Annotated in this window: 20 protein-coding genes; 16 read left to right on the top strand and 4 right to left on the bottom strand. The window is 42.7% G+C overall.

Annotated features, from left to right (window positions below; translation table 11 throughout):
- Positions 1 to 16: 16 nt before the first annotated feature.
- From flgM to AC3WTL_RS14285, 16 genes are all read left to right on the top strand, one after another.
- On the top strand, positions 17 to 283 hold the full coding sequence (flgM, locus tag AC3WTL_RS14210) for a flagellar biosynthesis anti-sigma factor FlgM (RefSeq protein ID WP_492369614.1): 267 nt from the start codon (positions 17 to 19) through the stop codon (positions 281 to 283).
- Between the two features lie 15 nt (positions 284 to 298).
- Complete coding sequence (locus AC3WTL_RS14215) at positions 299 to 778, top strand: flagellar protein FlgN (protein WP_492369615.1); 480 nt, start codon at positions 299 to 301, stop codon at positions 776 to 778.
- Positions 779 to 796: 18 nt separating this feature from the next.
- Entirely contained in the window at positions 797 to 2,359 is a 1,563-nt protein-coding gene (gene flgK, locus AC3WTL_RS14220) for a flagellar hook-associated protein FlgK (protein WP_492369616.1), read from the top strand.
- A 13-nt stretch (positions 2,360 to 2,372) separates the two neighbouring features.
- Entirely contained in the window at positions 2,373 to 3,233 is an 861-nt protein-coding gene (gene flgL, locus AC3WTL_RS14225; protein ID WP_492369617.1) for a flagellar hook-associated protein FlgL, read from the top strand.
- Between the two features lie 54 nt (positions 3,234 to 3,287).
- Complete coding sequence (locus tag AC3WTL_RS14230) at positions 3,288 to 3,851, top strand: DUF6470 family protein (protein WP_492369618.1); 564 nt, start codon at positions 3,288 to 3,290, stop codon at positions 3,849 to 3,851.
- A 15-nt stretch (positions 3,852 to 3,866) separates the two neighbouring features.
- A complete protein-coding gene (gene fliW, locus AC3WTL_RS14235; protein ID WP_492369619.1) occupies positions 3,867 to 4,307 on the top strand; it encodes a flagellar assembly protein FliW in 441 nt (146 codons plus the stop codon).
- Entirely contained in the window at positions 4,307 to 4,537 is a 231-nt protein-coding gene (gene csrA / locus AC3WTL_RS14240) for a carbon storage regulator CsrA (RefSeq protein WP_492369620.1), read from the top strand. The genes fliW and csrA overlap by 1 nt, the downstream gene beginning before the upstream one ends.
- A 148-nt stretch (positions 4,538 to 4,685) precedes the next feature.
- Entirely contained in the window at positions 4,686 to 6,188 is a 1,503-nt protein-coding gene (locus AC3WTL_RS14245) for a flagellin N-terminal helical domain-containing protein (RefSeq protein WP_492369621.1), read from the top strand.
- 156 nt (positions 6,189 to 6,344) lie between these two features.
- Positions 6,345 to 6,707, top strand: a complete 363-nt coding sequence (gene flaG, locus AC3WTL_RS14250; RefSeq protein ID WP_492369656.1) for a flagellar protein FlaG — start codon at positions 6,345 to 6,347, stop codon at positions 6,705 to 6,707.
- A gap of 14 nt (positions 6,708 to 6,721) precedes the next feature.
- Positions 6,722 to 8,845: a flagellar filament capping protein FliD gene (fliD, locus tag AC3WTL_RS14255; RefSeq protein WP_492369622.1), complete on the top strand. Its 2,124-nt coding sequence runs from the start codon at positions 6,722 to 6,724 to the stop codon at positions 8,843 to 8,845.
- An 18-nt stretch (positions 8,846 to 8,863) separates the two neighbouring features.
- Positions 8,864 to 9,265 carry a flagellar export chaperone FliS gene (gene fliS, locus AC3WTL_RS14260; RefSeq protein WP_262174861.1) on the top strand — a complete coding sequence of 134 codons (402 nt, stop codon included), beginning with the start codon at positions 8,864 to 8,866 and terminating at the stop codon, positions 9,263 to 9,265.
- Positions 9,265 to 9,609, top strand: coding sequence for a flagellar protein FliT (gene fliT, locus AC3WTL_RS14265; RefSeq protein WP_492369623.1), 345 nt, complete (start codon positions 9,265 to 9,267; stop codon positions 9,607 to 9,609). Before fliS ends, fliT begins: the two co-directional genes overlap by 1 nt.
- A gap of 13 nt (positions 9,610 to 9,622) precedes the next feature.
- Positions 9,623 to 10,006 (top strand): DUF8042 domain-containing protein, encoded by a 384-nt coding sequence (locus tag AC3WTL_RS14270; protein ID WP_261391400.1) that lies wholly within the window; start codon positions 9,623 to 9,625, stop codon positions 10,004 to 10,006.
- 29 nt (positions 10,007 to 10,035) lie between these two features.
- Positions 10,036 to 10,236 (top strand): YjfB family protein, encoded by a 201-nt coding sequence (locus AC3WTL_RS14275; RefSeq protein ID WP_492369624.1) that lies wholly within the window; start codon positions 10,036 to 10,038, stop codon positions 10,234 to 10,236.
- 219 nt (positions 10,237 to 10,455) lie between these two features.
- Positions 10,456 to 11,013, top strand: coding sequence for a ribosome hibernation-promoting factor, HPF/YfiA family (gene hpf / locus AC3WTL_RS14280; RefSeq protein ID WP_048009852.1), 558 nt, complete (start codon positions 10,456 to 10,458; stop codon positions 11,011 to 11,013).
- A 56-nt stretch (positions 11,014 to 11,069) separates the two neighbouring features.
- Positions 11,070 to 11,240 carry a hypothetical protein gene (locus AC3WTL_RS14285; protein ID WP_492369625.1) on the top strand — a complete coding sequence of 57 codons (171 nt, stop codon included), beginning with the start codon at positions 11,070 to 11,072 and terminating at the stop codon, positions 11,238 to 11,240.
- Here AC3WTL_RS14285 and AC3WTL_RS14290 read toward each other — a convergent pair.
- From AC3WTL_RS14290 to AC3WTL_RS14305, 4 genes are all read right to left on the bottom strand, one after another.
- A complete protein-coding gene (locus AC3WTL_RS14290) occupies positions 11,230 to 12,891 on the bottom strand; it encodes a methyl-accepting chemotaxis protein (RefSeq protein ID WP_492369626.1) in 1,662 nt (553 codons plus the stop codon). The genes AC3WTL_RS14285 and AC3WTL_RS14290 overlap by 11 nt on opposite strands.
- Positions 12,892 to 12,903: 12 nt before the next feature.
- Entirely contained in the window at positions 12,904 to 13,878 is a 975-nt protein-coding gene (locus AC3WTL_RS14295) for a BMP family lipoprotein (protein WP_492369627.1), read from the bottom strand.
- 132 nt (positions 13,879 to 14,010) lie between these two features.
- Complete coding sequence (locus AC3WTL_RS14300) at positions 14,011 to 14,289, bottom strand: YkvA family protein (protein ID WP_222498892.1); 279 nt, start codon at positions 14,287 to 14,289, stop codon at positions 14,011 to 14,013.
- A gap of 235 nt (positions 14,290 to 14,524) precedes the next feature.
- Positions 14,525 to 14,914, bottom strand: coding sequence for a sporulation protein (locus AC3WTL_RS14305; RefSeq protein WP_222498894.1), 390 nt, complete (start codon positions 14,912 to 14,914; stop codon positions 14,525 to 14,527).
- Between the last annotated feature and the right edge of the window lie 131 nt (positions 14,915 to 15,045).

The raw sequence follows: 15,045 nt of genomic DNA on the forward strand, positions 1-15,045 counted from the left end.
AAAGTGAGGGGTACACATGAAAATCAATAATTTTGGTCCTTCAGGCGTGAACCCATACAAACGCCAACTGAACAAGCTTGAAAATGCAGGAAAACCAGCCAGAATGGCATCCGATAAAATCGAAATCAGCACCACTGCAAAAGAAATGCAGCAGGTTTCACAGCTGAGCGAAAACCGCAAAGCAAAGGTGGAAGAGCTTAAAATTCAGGTAGAGAACGGCACCTATAAAATCAATCCAAAAGAAGTCGCAAAAAGCATCGCTAATTTTTATACGAAAAAATAATGAGGAGGGGATGGCATGTCAGCCGAAGCACTTACTGCAGCAATGGAGAAACTGCTTAAGCTTCATAAAAGCCTTTATGAACTCGCAGTTAAAAAGACAGATATTATTAAAACCGGCGACATGGACGCCCTGAATCAGATGCTGAAGGATGAGCAGGCTCATATCGCAGCTATCAGCCGGTTGGATAAAGAACGGGAGAAAGCGGCAAATTACATCGCACCTACGCTGGAAAGCCCAACAGTATCAGATTGTTTAAATATCCTCACACAGCCTGATCGTCTCAGGCTGGAGGCCATCACGGAGGAACTTGCTGAGCTGGTGTACGAACTGAAAGAGCAGAACTTCCTAAACCAGCAGCTTGTTCATCAGTCGCTTCAGTTTGTGAATGTATCTATGAATCTATTAAGGCCTCAGCCTGAAAATATGAATTACGGTCCGCCAGCAAGAAAGAAATCTGAAAAGATGAATCCAGGAATTTTCAACTCGAAGGTGTAGCAGAACGGAGGAACCAACATGCGTTCAACTTTCATGGGACTTGAAACAGCCCGCCGCGGCATGTTCACCCAGCAAAGTGCTTTATATACAACAGGTCATAATATTTCAAATGCGAATACGCCGGGATACACCAGGCAGCGCATTAATTTCGCGCAAACTGAGCCTTATCCGGGCGTTGGCATGAACCGCCCGCAGATACCCGGCCAAATGGGTACAGGTGTTGAGGCGGGAACAGTTCAGAGAATAAGAGAATCATTCCTGGATCTGCAATATAGAACCGAAAACACCAAAATGGGCTATTATGGTGCCATGAGCGAGTCCCTCACCAAGATGGAAGAAATCATAAATGAACCATCTGAGAATGGATTGCACAGTACGCTGGAAAAGTTCTGGAATGCTCTTCAGGATCTATCAAGCCATACTGAAAATACGGGAGCCAGGGATGTAGTGGCAGCCACCGGGCAGATGGTTGCGGATACGCTGAATTATTATCATAACTCCCTGTCGCGGGTTCAAGAGGATATTGGCAATCAGATTGGCGTGAAAGTGGATGAAATCAACGCGATCGTCGCGCAAATTGATCATCTGAATAAACAGATTGCCTCTGTTGAGCCGCACGGATACATGCCAAATGATCTGTATGATGAGCGGGACTTATTGGTAGATAGTCTTTCGCAATTGGTTAACGTGAAAGTGAGCGGTGTCGTCCCTAATACATATGGAGATGCCAAACCGATGGCAGCGGGCCTTTATAATATCGAGATTGTCCAAAAGGATGGAAAATCCTATAATCCGCCAATTAACCTTATTTCCGTAACAAAAGAGAGTGGGATTGTTGGCACAAACAAGTTGGAGCTTGAAAAAAGCGAAGACAGCGGACTTGTAACAGGATTAAAGATTGGATCCACTTCCTTTACGCAATTTGAGACTTTATCCGGTGAATTGACCGGTTTAATTAACAGCTATGGTTATGAAGCAGGTGGTTCTGCAAAGGGTGCCTACCCTGAAATGCTGGACAAGCTGAATAGAATGGCGTCTGCTTTTGCCAAGGAATTCAATGAGATTCATAAGAATGGATATGCCCTTGGAGCAGATACAATCTCCGGGTTGGACTTTTTTGAGTTTGATGAAGAGAACCCGGCACAAAGCATGAAAGTGAATCAAGCATTGCTTGATGACTCATCTAAAATTGCTGCAGCAGCCGAAAAAGGCGGAGCATCAGGTGATAACAAAAATGCTCAGCTGCTGGCTGATTTAAGAAAGAAAAGCTTTAGTGATTATACATCATTGACAGATGATGAAAAATCAAAGCTGAACGGGAGCCTAGATTCCTATTATTCAGGAATTATCGGACGGTTAGGGGTAGACTCTCAGAGTGCTAAAAAGGATTTAAAAAACTCCGCCGTCCTGGCAGATTCAGTAGACCGGAACAGGCAATCCGTCAGTGCAGTCTCATTAGATGAAGAAATGACCAATATGATTAAATTCCAACATGCGTACAATGCCTCGGCCCGCAATATCACTGTGGTCGATGAAATGCTCGATAAAATCATCAACGGCATGGGCGTTGTAGGCAGATAAAGGGTGAAATAAAGTGCGCGTAACACAATCGATGCTATCAAATAACATGCTTCGAAATTTAAGTAATAGCTACAGCAGGATGGACAAGCTGCAGGACCAAATTTCTACACAAAAGAAATTTACCAAGCCTTCGGACGATCCGGTTGCTGCGATGATGGGGATGAATTATCGTACGGACTTAAACCGGATTCAGCAGTTTACCCGAAATATTGGGGAAGTGAGAAGCTGGGTGGATAGTACCGACGATGCTTTAGATAAAGGTGTGCTTGCCTTGCAGAGAATCCGGGAGTTGACACTCCAGGCAAGCAACGGCACGCTGGAAGAAGATCAGCGTAAAGCGGTTGCGGAAGAAGTCAAGCAGCTTAAAGAGCATTTGCAGAATCTCGGAGATACACAAGTGGGTGGAAAGTTTATTTTCAATGGCAATCAGACAAATGTACGGCCATCTGAATCAGGTTTTCAAAGCGGAACCATCGAGCTAGAGGTTTTCTCAGGCATCAAAATCCCTGTCAACACGGAAGGAAAAGCGTTGTTTGGAGACATGCTCAGCGATGAAGGAGATATCCAAAAGCTAATTGCTGCACTAGAAACGAATGACCCAGCGGTTGGAGATATGCTTGATACTGTTGATAAAAATATAGATAACTTCTTGTCTGCCCGCGCATTGATTGGCGCCAAACAGAATCGTGTGGAGCTGATGGAGGACCGCCTTTCCCAGCAGGAAGTATTCTCAACAAGAATCCTTTCCGATAATGAAGACATCGATATGGAAAAGGCCATCATCGAGCTTACAACCCAGGAAAGCATCCATCGTGCAGCACTAAGCGTTGGGGCAAGAATAATTCAGCCGAGCTTAACCGACTTTTTAAGATAATCAATGAAAAGCTATCCTTAGGAGATAGCTTTTTTTCATAAAAGAGGTGCTAACATGAACGTGCCGCAGATTAGGCTGGAATCCAGCTTTATCAAAATGGGATTAAAAATAGAAAAACCGGTGCAGGAAATTGAACAGCCCCCTGCTGTCCAATCCATCCAGCAGCCAAAAGCCATCCTGGAAATCGAAACAATCCCCGGTAAGCTGACAATCGACCAGACAAAAGCACGCGAGGACGTCGACCTTAAAAGTGTCAGCAGACGAATAGAAGAGTTTGCCCAAAACGGGTACCAGGATTGGCTGAAAGGGCTGGAGAGAAGAGCTGCACAGGGAACAGAACTCATGAAAATTGAAAACGGCGGCAATCCCATTGCCTATCAGGCCAAGGAAAACAGTGAAGGTCCTACGAAGCAGTTTAATATTGGCTGGGTGCCATCTCATAATAGTGTGAAAATCCAATATGAACCAGGCAAGGTCAACATTGAAGCTCAGCCGCAAAAGCCAAAGATTGATGTTGAAATCAGAAAGCCGGTACATAACTATACGCCAGGTAAAGTCAGCACAGAGATTATTGAAAAAAATAGCCTAAACGTTGATTTTATTAATCTAACAATTTAGTAAAGTGGTGAAAAAATGAATATTTTAACGAAATTTCATGGTGAGCAAGAGATAAACAGAGAAAATATTATTACGTTTCCATCTGGGATACCGGGGTTTTTAGATGAGAAGGGGTTTTATATTTTCCCTCTAGAAGGGACAGACTTATTTGTGCTGCAGTCAGTTAAAACAACTGAGGTGGCTTTTATAATTACAGATCCGTTTGTTCTATTTCCTCAGTACGAGTTTGATCTGCCAGAAGAGGCATTAGAAAAGTTAGAAATCCAATCAGATAAAGATGTGGCTACCTTTACGATTTTGACAGTAAAGGATCCATTTGAGGAAACAACCGCTAACCTGCAGGCCCCTTTGGTTATTAACCAAACAAAAAGAATAGGCAAACAAATTATACTTAATCAAACACCTTACCAAACCAAGCATAAAATCATGACACCTCAAGAACAGGGGGAGAGATAATGCTTGTACTCACAAGGAGACTGAAAGAATCGATCATGATTGGTGACGATATTGAAATCTCGATCCTCTCTATCGAAGGCGACCAGATAAAGCTGGGCATCAGTGCGCCGAAAAATGTTGATATTCATAGGAAGGAAATATATCTATCTATTCAGCAGGAAAACAGCAGCGCAACTCAAACAGATGCTGGTGAAATTGAAAGTTTAAGCAACTTTTTTAAAAAGCAATAAAAAATTTTTTCCAAACCATTAAACACCTGTCAAAATAAGTCGATATAACCATTGTAAAGCTGAACAGCAAAAAGGCGGCCGACTTTTCTGCTGGTTGGTAAACAAACCACATGGATGTGGGATATATACTCAAGGAGGATATAAAACAATGAGAATTAATCATAATATTGCTGCGTTGAATACGTATCGTCAGTTGAACACTGCATCAACTGCACAATCTAAATCAATGGAAAAATTATCTTCAGGTCTTCGTATTAATCGTGCAGGAGATGATGCTGCTGGTTTAGCAATCTCTGAAAAAATGCGTTCACAAGTACGTGGTTTGGACCAGGCTTCAAAGAACTCTCAAGACGGTATTTCTTTAATTCAAACTGCTGAAGGTGCTTTAAATGAAACTCACGATATTTTACAACGTATGCGTGAATTAGCTACTCAAGCCGGAAATGATACAAATACTACTGCAGATCGTAAAGAGATTCAGAAGGAAATGAATCAGTTAACTTCTGAAATCAATCGTATTGGTAATACAACAGAATTTAATACGCAAAAATTATTAAACGGTGGTAGTGGTTCTCCACTATCAAATGTTAATGCTGATGCTGCTTTCACTAGTGCTGCAGTAACTGCTTCAAGCGGACTTACTGGTGCTAACCATACAATTGCTGTAACTTACAATGCAGGTTCAGCTGGCACGAATATTAGTAGTACGAGTATGACCCATTCAAATGGATCTGGTACTGCAACTGCAAATATTAGTGGAACATACAGTGGTTCAGGAGATCTTTCTACTATAACTGTAGCGAGAAGCGGGAGTACTTGGACAGTTAATGGTGATTCAGTAACACCTTCAACAAACGATTTAACATGGAATGGCTTAACTATCAGCTTAAGTGATATTAGTAATACTGCTGATGGTGATCAATTCACATATTCGGGAACTATTAACGCACCTGTAGCAGCGGGATATTCTGCTACTATTGATGGTTCAGCAGTAACTAGTGGATCCGTAGCATCGGGTGCTGGTTCTCAAACATTTACAACAGCAGATGGAAAGTCAGTAACAGCTGATTTAGGTACTTTCAATTTTACAACTGCAGGGGCAAAAAATATTACGTTTGATCAAAGTGCCGCTGGATCTGGGTACTCAGCTAGTTTACAAATCGGTGCCAACCAAGGCCAGAACTTTAGTGTTGAAATCCGTGACATGAGATCTACTGCTTTGGGTGTAGCTGGTACTGCTGGGGCAGGTGCAGCTGGAGTTAATGCGAGTGATGCAGTAACAGGTGCATCTTTTGCCGCTATTGCTGATACCGATGCATTAACAGATAATTCAGGTTCAACTGAATACGCTCTTGATGTTACATCTGCTACCAAAGCATCAGCAGCAATAAAAGTTATCGATCAAGCAATTGAAAGTGTTTCTTCTGAACGTTCAAAACTTGGAGCATACCAAAACCGTTTAGAGCACACAATCAATAACTTAAATACTTCTTCTGAAAACTTAACAGCTGCTGAGTCTCGTATTCGTGATGTTGATATGGCGAAAGAAATGATGACTCAAACTAAGAATTCTATTCTTTCTCAAGCAGCACAAGCAATGTTGGCTCAAGCGAATCAGCAACCACAAGGAGTTTTACAACTTTTACGTTAATAGCAGAATAATTGAAAGGGACTCTAGCTTTGCTAGGGTCTTTTTTATATGTCTAGCTAATACAGAAACTTCTTTGCCTAATAAACATCTTCTTAATAATTCTAAGATCATACCGATATAAAAACTAAGGCAGTTATTCAATATAGGTAGGGGACTATAATGATAGATCGCATATCATCACAAAATATTTCTCTTACAACCAGGTCAGTACATATAAATGAAAATTTAAGGGAATTCCACACTAAAGAATTAATTAAAGAAATGTCTGTTCAGTCAAAACTAAGCGGTCAAATAAAGGAAGAAAAGTTAACAGAAGTAGTCGACAGCATGAACGAGTTCCTACAAGCTTCTCACACCTCATTAAAGTTCGTTCTCCATGATGAACTAAATGAATATTACGTGACATTAGTCGATGATGTTACCCAGGAAGTAGTAAAGGAAATCCCATCAAAGAAAATGCTAGATATGTACGCAGCAATGACGGAATTTGTTGGGTTAATGGTAGATAAGAAGATTTAAAGGAGGAATTCTAATTGGTTAGAATCGGAGGTCTGGCGAGCGGGATGGATATTGACCAGCTTGTATCAGATCTAATGAAGGCAGAACGAATGCCTCTTGATAAATTAAAGCAGAAGAAACAAGTATTAGAGTGGCAGCGCGATGATTACCGTGCAATGAATTCATTGCTATTAGACTTTAGAAGTGAGTTGACGCAGATGAAGCTGACTACACGTTATCGCTCACGTCTGACAACTTCGTCAAATGAAGCAATGGTAACTGCAACAGCAAGCGGTGCAGCCAGCCAGTCTTCTTACTCGATTTCAAAAGTAACACAGCTGGCAAGTGCTGAGACTCGAGTGAACGGCGGCAGCATTTCTGAGGATGGGAAGTCCATAGACCCAAGCAAAAGCCTTTATGCACAGGAAAGCAGTTTTATGTATAAAGGCAATCATACAGATTCAGGTGGAAACACTGTCGGTAGTGCTTGGAAAAATGGTGCCGTTTTAAATAAAAGTATAAACGTGACCGATCCAGCTGCTATTAGCTTCGGAGATATGTCCAAAGTGGATTTAGGTGAACTTAGCTCCTGGAGTGTAAAGGTTAATGGAGTAGGGTTTAATGCGCTGAGTGAGGCAGAATTGACTGCGGCGAACCGTCCTCTAAAAGAGAATGAAGTGCTGGTAAAAGAAGATGGAACAATGCAATTCGGCAAGGAACCTGCAAAGGGAAGTGTCATTAAGATTGATTATGTGGCCACTGAACGGACGGGTTCACACGCTATTTCAAGCAGCACTTCCTCCATTCAATTGGCACAAGGTGCCTTGAACGAAGTGAAAAGCATTAAGATAAAGGAAACAGCGTCTGGAACGTCCACTGAGAAAACTTTTTCAATGGGCAATATCGTGAATGGAGAAAGAGAAATACTCGATGATGCCAATAAAGTGGTAGGCACCCTTAACTACGAAACAGGGAAAATCACATTTAATTCTGATATGCAAAAACCGGCAGATGGATCTGACACAACTATGAGTCTGGAGATTGCATATGCCCACAAATACACTGCTTTTTCAGTCGATACGTCCACCTCTAAAGGAGAGCGTCATGATTCCTTCCTTATTTCAGGCAGTGAGTCTCTGAATAATGTCATCAGTAAAGTTAATGCTTCAAGTGCTGGTGTCAATATGTTCTTTGACAGTGCTACTGGCCAAATGACGATGACCCGCACAGAGACGGGTGATTTTAATAAAGGCGGGGCTGAGATCACGACAAGCGGCAGCTTTCTGAATGATGTTCTGCGCTTTAAAGGGGCTGCGGTCAAAGAAGAAGGAAGAAACGCTGAATTTGTGATCAATGGATTGGCTACGAATCGGAGCTCAAACACATTTGAAGTGAACGGTGTTACCTTTACTCTTAAGCAGACGTTTGAAGATCAGCCGGTCAGCATCAATGTCAGCAATGATTCTACAAAAGTGTTTGATAATATTAAGGCATTTGTAGATAAATACAATGAAATGATCGATAAAATCCAGAAAAAGACCGGTGAAGAGCGCTATCGAAGCTACACTCCATTAACGGATGAACAGCGTGAACAGCTTTCGGACAAGCAGCAGGAGCAGTGGGAAGAGCGGGCTAAAAGCGGTCTCTTGCGCAAGGATTCTACGCTTCAGTCTGTTTTATCGGGGATGCGGATGAACTTTTACCAGCCTGTATCGAATGATCTTGTTTCTCCGCTTTATAATCAGCTGGCCAGTATCGGCATTAAAACGACCAGCAATTATTTAGAAGGCGGTAAGCTAGAAATTGATGAAGCCGCCCTGAAAAAGGCAATCGAAGATGATCCTGTGTCTGTTGAGAATCTTTTTAGAGGGGAAGGACAGACAGACGGGCAGAGAGGGATTGCCCACAGGCTATATGATACCGTGAACGCTGCGATGGATAAATTGAAGACAAAAGCGGGAAACAGCTTCTCGACCAATCAGCAGTTTACCATCGGCAGGGAGCTGAATGATGTAGGCAAGCGGATTGATAGCTTTGAAGATAAATTAAAGCAGGTGGAAGACCGCTACTGGCGCCAATTCACCGCCATGGAAAAAGCGATCCAGCGTTCCAATGAGCAATCCATGTTCCTTATGAACCAATTTAGCGGCGGCATGTAAGAAAAAGGAGTGTTACAAATGGCAATAAGCAATCCATACCAATCCTATCAGCAAAACTCAGTGAATACTGCATCTCCTGGAGAGCTGACACTGATGCTGTATAATGGGTGCCTTAAGTTTATTCATCAGGCGAAGAAAGCCATTGAAGAAAAGAATATTGAAATGAAAAATACCAATATCCAAAAGGCTCAATCTATTATTCAGGAGCTGATGGTTACATTAAATATGGACATCGAAGTTTCTAAAAATATGATGTCTTTATACGACTTCATGAATCGCAGATTAATGGAAGCTAACATTAAAAATGATGCTTCCATACTGGATGAGGTAGAAGGCCTGGTAACCGAGTTCCGGGATACGTGGAAGGAAGTCATCCAGGTGAACCGCCAGAAGCAGTTCTCGCAGGGCGGTACAGTGTAGTGGGTTCGATTCAAACCTTCTATGATGCAACACAAAAGCTGATAGCATTACTTGAAGATACCGGGCTTAACCGTGATTCGAAAATTAGTCAGGTTGAATATTTGCTTGAAAACCGCCAGCAGGCAATGGCTGGCATGGCACCCCCATATTCAGACGCCGAAAAGGAATTGGGAGTCAGGCTCATCAGCCTTAATGCAAAAGTCAACCAGCTCATGACAAGGGAAAAGCTGTTTATCCAAAAAGACATCAAAGACTTGAGCGTTAAAAAGGAATCAACCGGCAAATATGCTAATCCCTATCAATCCATAGCGACGGACGGCATGTTTTATGATAAAAGAAAATAGGTGACTAACATTGTTGACTCTGACCGAAGAGCAATACCTTTTCATGAAGGAATACAGCGATCTTTTATATACCATAGATGAAGCATTTGATTATATCGTCAAGAGCTTTAGCGATTTCAGTAAAACAGAGGGAGAGCGGCTTCTCGGTGATATTTTTCAGGCATTTCCTCAAGTTGCTTCAGCCCATGAGCAGCTTAGCCAGCTTGTTCAAGACAATCAGCCCATGCTTAAAGCTATCGCTGATATCAGTGCAGTCGCCGATCAGGCTGAACTGCTTATTCAGAACTTCGATGATCTTCCTATTAGACAGGAGATCATCTCGAAAAAGCTCTATCCTGCATTTACGCAGTGGCATAATAACATTCAGCAGGAGTTAAATCCATATATCCAATCCTGAATATGGTGCACAGTCCCGGAGGTGTTCACATGGATATCCCCTTAATGTCTATGGTCTTATCCCAAGGCCAGGTCCAGCAGCAGGCATCCATCTCAGTCATGAAAAAAGCTATAGACCAGGCAGCAGGAAATGCAGAATTCATTAATAAGATGATGAGCGGGTCTCAGGTACAGGCCATCCAGCGCGCAGCCCAGCCCCATTTGGGCGGACATATTGATATAAAAGGATGAGCAGTGAAGTCAGCTGCTCATTTTTTATATAAGTCACCAATTCGACAAATATTCTCAATCTTTTTACCAGTTTTAGCAGGAGTTTTTAGGGGTAAAATAGAAATATAAATACATAGTCTTAATATACTTTTAAGACTAGGCATTCTTTTACAGACGCTAATGTTTTTGTAAGCGTTCTGAGGAAGTCGCCATTGTATAATGAGAAGGAGGAGTTCACGTATGAATTACAACATTCGTGGTGAAAACATTGAGGTAACTCCAGCAATTAGAGAGTACGTAGAGAAGAAAATTGCGAAGTTAGAAAGGTATTTTACTGAAACTCCTGATGCAAATGTACATGTAAACTTAAAAACGTATAACAATAACCGTTCTAAAGTGGAAGTAACGATTCCGATGCCGAACCTGGTTCTTCGTGCAGAGGAAGATCATGATGATATGTATGCAGCGATTGATCTGATTACCGATAAATTGGAGCGTCAAATCCGCAAACATAAAACAAAAGTAAACCGCAAGTTCCGCGAAAAGGGCAATCTGACTGCTGTGTTTGCAGCGCTGGAAAATGAGGCAGAGCCACCTGAACTGGATGAGGAGGATAACGATCTTGAAGTTGTCCGCCAAAAGAGCTTCGACTTGAAGCCGATGGACAGTGAAGAGGCGATCCTGCAAATGAACATGCTGGGCCACAGCTTCTATGTGTTCACAAATGCAGAGTCTAATTTAACGAATGTTGTGTACAAGCGTAAAGACGGCCGCTATGGTCTGATTGAAGCGCAATAATAAAACGTGAAAACCCCGCTGCTGAGGCGGGGTTTTCGTTTGGTGCGGGTTCACTATTGGGCTATTTGCAGGAATTGGCCGGCTATTTGCAAATCCGCCGTTTTATTTGCAGAAATCAGGCTCTATTTGCGAAAATTGCTTTTCTATTTGCAGGTTTTCCCGATCTATTTGCAACGTCCACATCTTCGCCTAAAACGAAACTGCCAAAACCCGCACCTAAACCGTAAACTTCTCCAATTCCCTCTCCATCACACCAGTCATTTCCTTCAGCTGCTCCACTTTCACCATAACCTGCTCAAATGCGCGAAGCTGTTCCTCCGTAGAAGCGGAGATTTCCTCAGTCCCGGCAGCTGTTTCTTCGGTTACCGCTGAAATGTTTTCCACAGCGCTAATGACCTGCTGGCTCATATCACTGGAGCTCTTCATATCATCAACTAGTTTTTCCAGATGGCTATGAATGCCGGATACATGTTCAGAGATGGTTTCAAAGACGAGTTCCGTCTCGCTCATCGATTGGGATTGTTCTCTTGAAAGGGCATGTCCCTGCTCGGTGGCATTATAAATATGGCTGATCCCATTTTGAATATTGCTGACCATTGACGCAATCAGGTCGGTTGCTTTAGAAGAAGAATCAGCAAGTTTTCGGACTTCTTCTGCCACAACCGCAAATCCTTTACCGGCTTCACCGGCACGGGCTGCTTCGATAGCCGCATTTAATGCCAGCAGATTGGTTTGATCCGCAATATCTTTCACTGTGTTAGCTGCCCCTTCAATTTCCTTGGTGAACTGGGCAAATTCACTGACTGAACTTCTAATATGGTTAGACGAACTGGAGATCTCGTCCGCAAGTTTCATTTGTTTTTCTAAGGACACCCGTCCTTGGTGAACTGATTCCAATGCCTGTGTACTTTGCACAGCACTCTCGGCACTCGACTGGTGGACAGCTGAAAATTGCTCACCCATCACGCTCATTAACTCGGCAGTTGCCTGAACATCTTCCGAAATGGCCTGGCTTCCTCTCGCCAATTCATCCGTTGAAACGGCCACCTGGCTGCTGCTTTCATTTAAGCTGTGCATATAGGAAGCCACATCCTCAGCAAATCCTTTTACATTCTGGCTGACCTCTTCAATGGATTGCACGGTTCCTTTCAGGTTCACAACCATTTTTGAAAAAGCTTCCGTTAGTTTATCCACTTCATAGCGGCTGTTCTCTTTAAAGATGAGCTGAGATAAGTCTGCTGTTAAATCACCCTCTGAAATTTTCTCTGCTTTTTCCACAATCGCATTGATTGGCTTTGTAATTCCTCGGGCAGCCATCCATGAGAATACAGCCGATAAAAGAATAAGCAGTGCGCTTCCTATAAGGGAAGAATTCGTGATAAAGGCGATTTTCTGGCTGGTTTCCTGAAGGATGCCTTCATACCATTCATTTGTGCGTTTCTTTAAAAGGTGCATATCATTTAAAATGCCGGAAATACGTATGCTCTGACGCTTGATTTCCGCTTTGTTACCCTTGTTGAAGGCTTCAGTGGAAACGTTCGATAGCTCTGTATACTTTCCTTCAATGCTGCCGATGATTTTTTTGTGCTCTGGAACTGTGGCAACCGAAGAGAGGGAAGCCAGGTTTTCCTGAACTTCTGTCATCATGGTTAGGGCCTGGTCCTTGTTGGCATCACTTGAATTGTACGTATAATTGGCAAGTGATTGGCTTGTCACCACCAGGCTTTGCTCCAGGTCCTTCACTTTCAGCAGAAGGTGCACATCATCTTTAGCGGAGCTTTGGATGTTCAGTGTTTGGTATATGATAAAGCCAATCATACTGACCGAGAGTGCGAGCGGGATCAGCGTGACAATAATGAGGCGTTTTCGTAATGTCATGTTGGAACTCCTTTATTCAGCTTTTACTGTGATTTTTCCATTGATTATGTCTTCTGTTGCTTTTTTCAATGCAGCATTCTGTTCTTCTGTTAAGGAAATTACACGGATCTCAGAAAGGCCGACACCGTTTTCTGCCAGTCCCCATACATAAGATGAAGCTTCGATTTTTCCGTTTTCCGTCAATTCCTTCGCCAGGTTAAAAACAGCAATGTCGATGTTTTTGACCATCGAGGTGGCAACGGCTTTTTCTGCAACAAAATACTGATCGGAATCGACACCGCCGGCAAGCACGCCTTTTTCTTCGGCTTTTTTCAATGTGCCAAAACCGGTGAATCCGGCAGCAGGGTAAATAAAGTCGGCACCAGCAGCAATTTGCTTATCGGCAATTTTCCCGCCGAGAGCGGCATCTCCAAAACTTCCGGCGTATTCCGTCAGCACTTCAATTTTCGGATTGAAGTGCTTTGCTCCTTGTACAAATCCATTTTCAAAATGGTGGATGACAGGCACGTCAACACCGCCGATAAATCCCAGCTTGCCTGTTTTGCTTGTCATGGCAGCGAGCATTCCGACAAGGAAGCTGCCTTCATGCTCCTTAAACGTAAGTGAGACGACATTATCAAGCTCGGAAACAGCATCAATGAGCAAAAATTGCTTATCCGGATATTTCTCCGCCGTTTTTTCAAGTGCTTCCTGTGCTGTGAAACCCAGACCGATGATCAGGTCATGATCTTCTTTGACCAGCTCTTCAAGCGGCTTTTCAAAATTTCCGTCCGGGGCTTCTTTGTAATCAAACAGAATGCCCAGCTCATCTCGGGCTTTCTCCAGGCCCCGAAATGCAGAGTCGTTAAAAGACTCATCTCCAAGTCCAGTGTCTGATAAGAGAATGCCAATTTTATATTCTTTATGTTGGTTTGTGCTTTGTTCAGAGGCAGAGCAGGCTGCCAAAAATAAGCTGAACACCAGCAGGAAGGGTAGTAGTTTTTTCAAGGTAGACCTCCATGTTGTAATATTTCGCCTTACATAATATCGGCAGAAAGGAGGAGGTTTTAAGTCTGAAGTCAGACCTTCCTTAAAAAATAGCAAAATAAAAAAGCCTGCATAACACAGGCTTCAAAAGCATCATTCCTCCAGCACCTTATATTTCTCCTTCAACGACTCCGGTGCCATCTTCACCATCTGCTGAAGAACAAACGATGTAATGACAATATCATCCGTAAAGCCGAAGATCGACAGGAAGTCTGGAACAAGGTCGAGCGGCAGAAGGATATACAGAAGTCCGGCCGCTACTGGGAACAGCTTTTTGCCAGCCGATACTTCCGGTGATAAAAAATATTCTTTCAGGAAGGGCAGAAACTTCCAAAATTTAAATACAAATTTGATGCGTTTGAGAAACTTCATTTCGTTCACCTTTTTCTAGTTCATTCGCTGAATGGGAGCTGCCACCTGAATGCGCGGCGGGTTTTTCACCTCAAGTGTGGCAGCTGATAGATAGCTTGTTTCAAGTATGCTTCAAAATGTAAATAGAATTAGCCACTTTTGCAAAGTGTTCAATTAGGTATGAATCTCCTCTTTTTATAATTTATATAGGGTAAGAGGGGATATGTTACACTCGTTTTTTCCTCCTTAGGATTGGTTATCGAATAATCGTGATTTTATCCAGATCGGCGCTTTTGACGCCTTCGTTAAAAATTAATCTTGTTTTAAATTGAAAAATCCGGTCAGGCGCAGAGCAGGGAATATCTTCAGGCAGCTTAAAGTTAAAGTCCATTTTGTTGGTTTCTTCTGATTCAATGACTTTGGTGGACAGAATGGTCGCTGTCCCGATCACTTCCTCCTTCTCATCCTCAGGCGATGTCATGACCAGATCACACTCAATCCGCTTAATCTGCTGTTCAATGGTTCCTCCTTCAATCAGGAAGATTCCGCTCACATTTTCCCCAGGTGAATATTGAAGCTTTGGCAGCTGCAGATCAATTTTCGCAGAACCAATTCCAAGCATTGACATATATTTTCGTAAAATCAACAAAGATCTCTCCTCTAATTTTATATAGGGGGGAGCTGCTCGCTCACACCACAGTTTTGCTGTTTCCTACTTTACGTGCTGATCATGATAAAGTTTCAGGTAATTTTCCTTCTACCTATTCCTCCATTTTA

The organism is Cytobacillus sp. EB106-05-05-XG126 (assembly GCF_058791715.1).

Bases quoted from the DNA above. Each gene is read 5' to 3' on its own strand.
- AC3WTL_RS14300 (WP_222498892.1), bottom strand. From the start codon at position 14,289: ATGAAGTTTCTCAAACGCATCAAATTTGTATTTAAATTTTGGAAGTTT.
- AC3WTL_RS14275 (WP_492369624.1), top strand. From the start codon at position 10,036: ATGGATATCCCCTTAATGTCTATGGTCTTATCCCAAGGCCAGGTCCAG.
- AC3WTL_RS14215 (WP_492369615.1), top strand. From the start codon at position 299: ATGTCAGCCGAAGCACTTACTGCAGCAATGGAGAAACTGCTTAAGCTT.
- AC3WTL_RS14245 (WP_492369621.1), top strand. From the start codon at position 4,686: ATGAGAATTAATCATAATATTGCTGCGTTGAATACGTATCGTCAGTTG.
- AC3WTL_RS14290 (WP_492369626.1), bottom strand. From the start codon at position 12,891: ATGACATTACGAAAACGCCTCATTATTGTCACGCTGATCCCGCTCGCA.
- csrA (WP_492369620.1), top strand. From the start codon at position 4,307: ATGCTTGTACTCACAAGGAGACTGAAAGAATCGATCATGATTGGTGAC.
- flgM (WP_492369614.1), top strand. From the start codon at position 17: ATGAAAATCAATAATTTTGGTCCTTCAGGCGTGAACCCATACAAACGC.
- flgK (WP_492369616.1), top strand. From the start codon at position 797: ATGCGTTCAACTTTCATGGGACTTGAAACAGCCCGCCGCGGCATGTTC.
- hpf (WP_048009852.1), top strand. From the start codon at position 10,456: ATGAATTACAACATTCGTGGTGAAAACATTGAGGTAACTCCAGCAATT.
- fliS (WP_262174861.1), top strand. From the start codon at position 8,864: ATGGCAATAAGCAATCCATACCAATCCTATCAGCAAAACTCAGTGAAT.
- AC3WTL_RS14230 (WP_492369618.1), top strand. From the start codon at position 3,288: ATGAACGTGCCGCAGATTAGGCTGGAATCCAGCTTTATCAAAATGGGA.
- fliW (WP_492369619.1), top strand. From the start codon at position 3,867: ATGAATATTTTAACGAAATTTCATGGTGAGCAAGAGATAAACAGAGAA.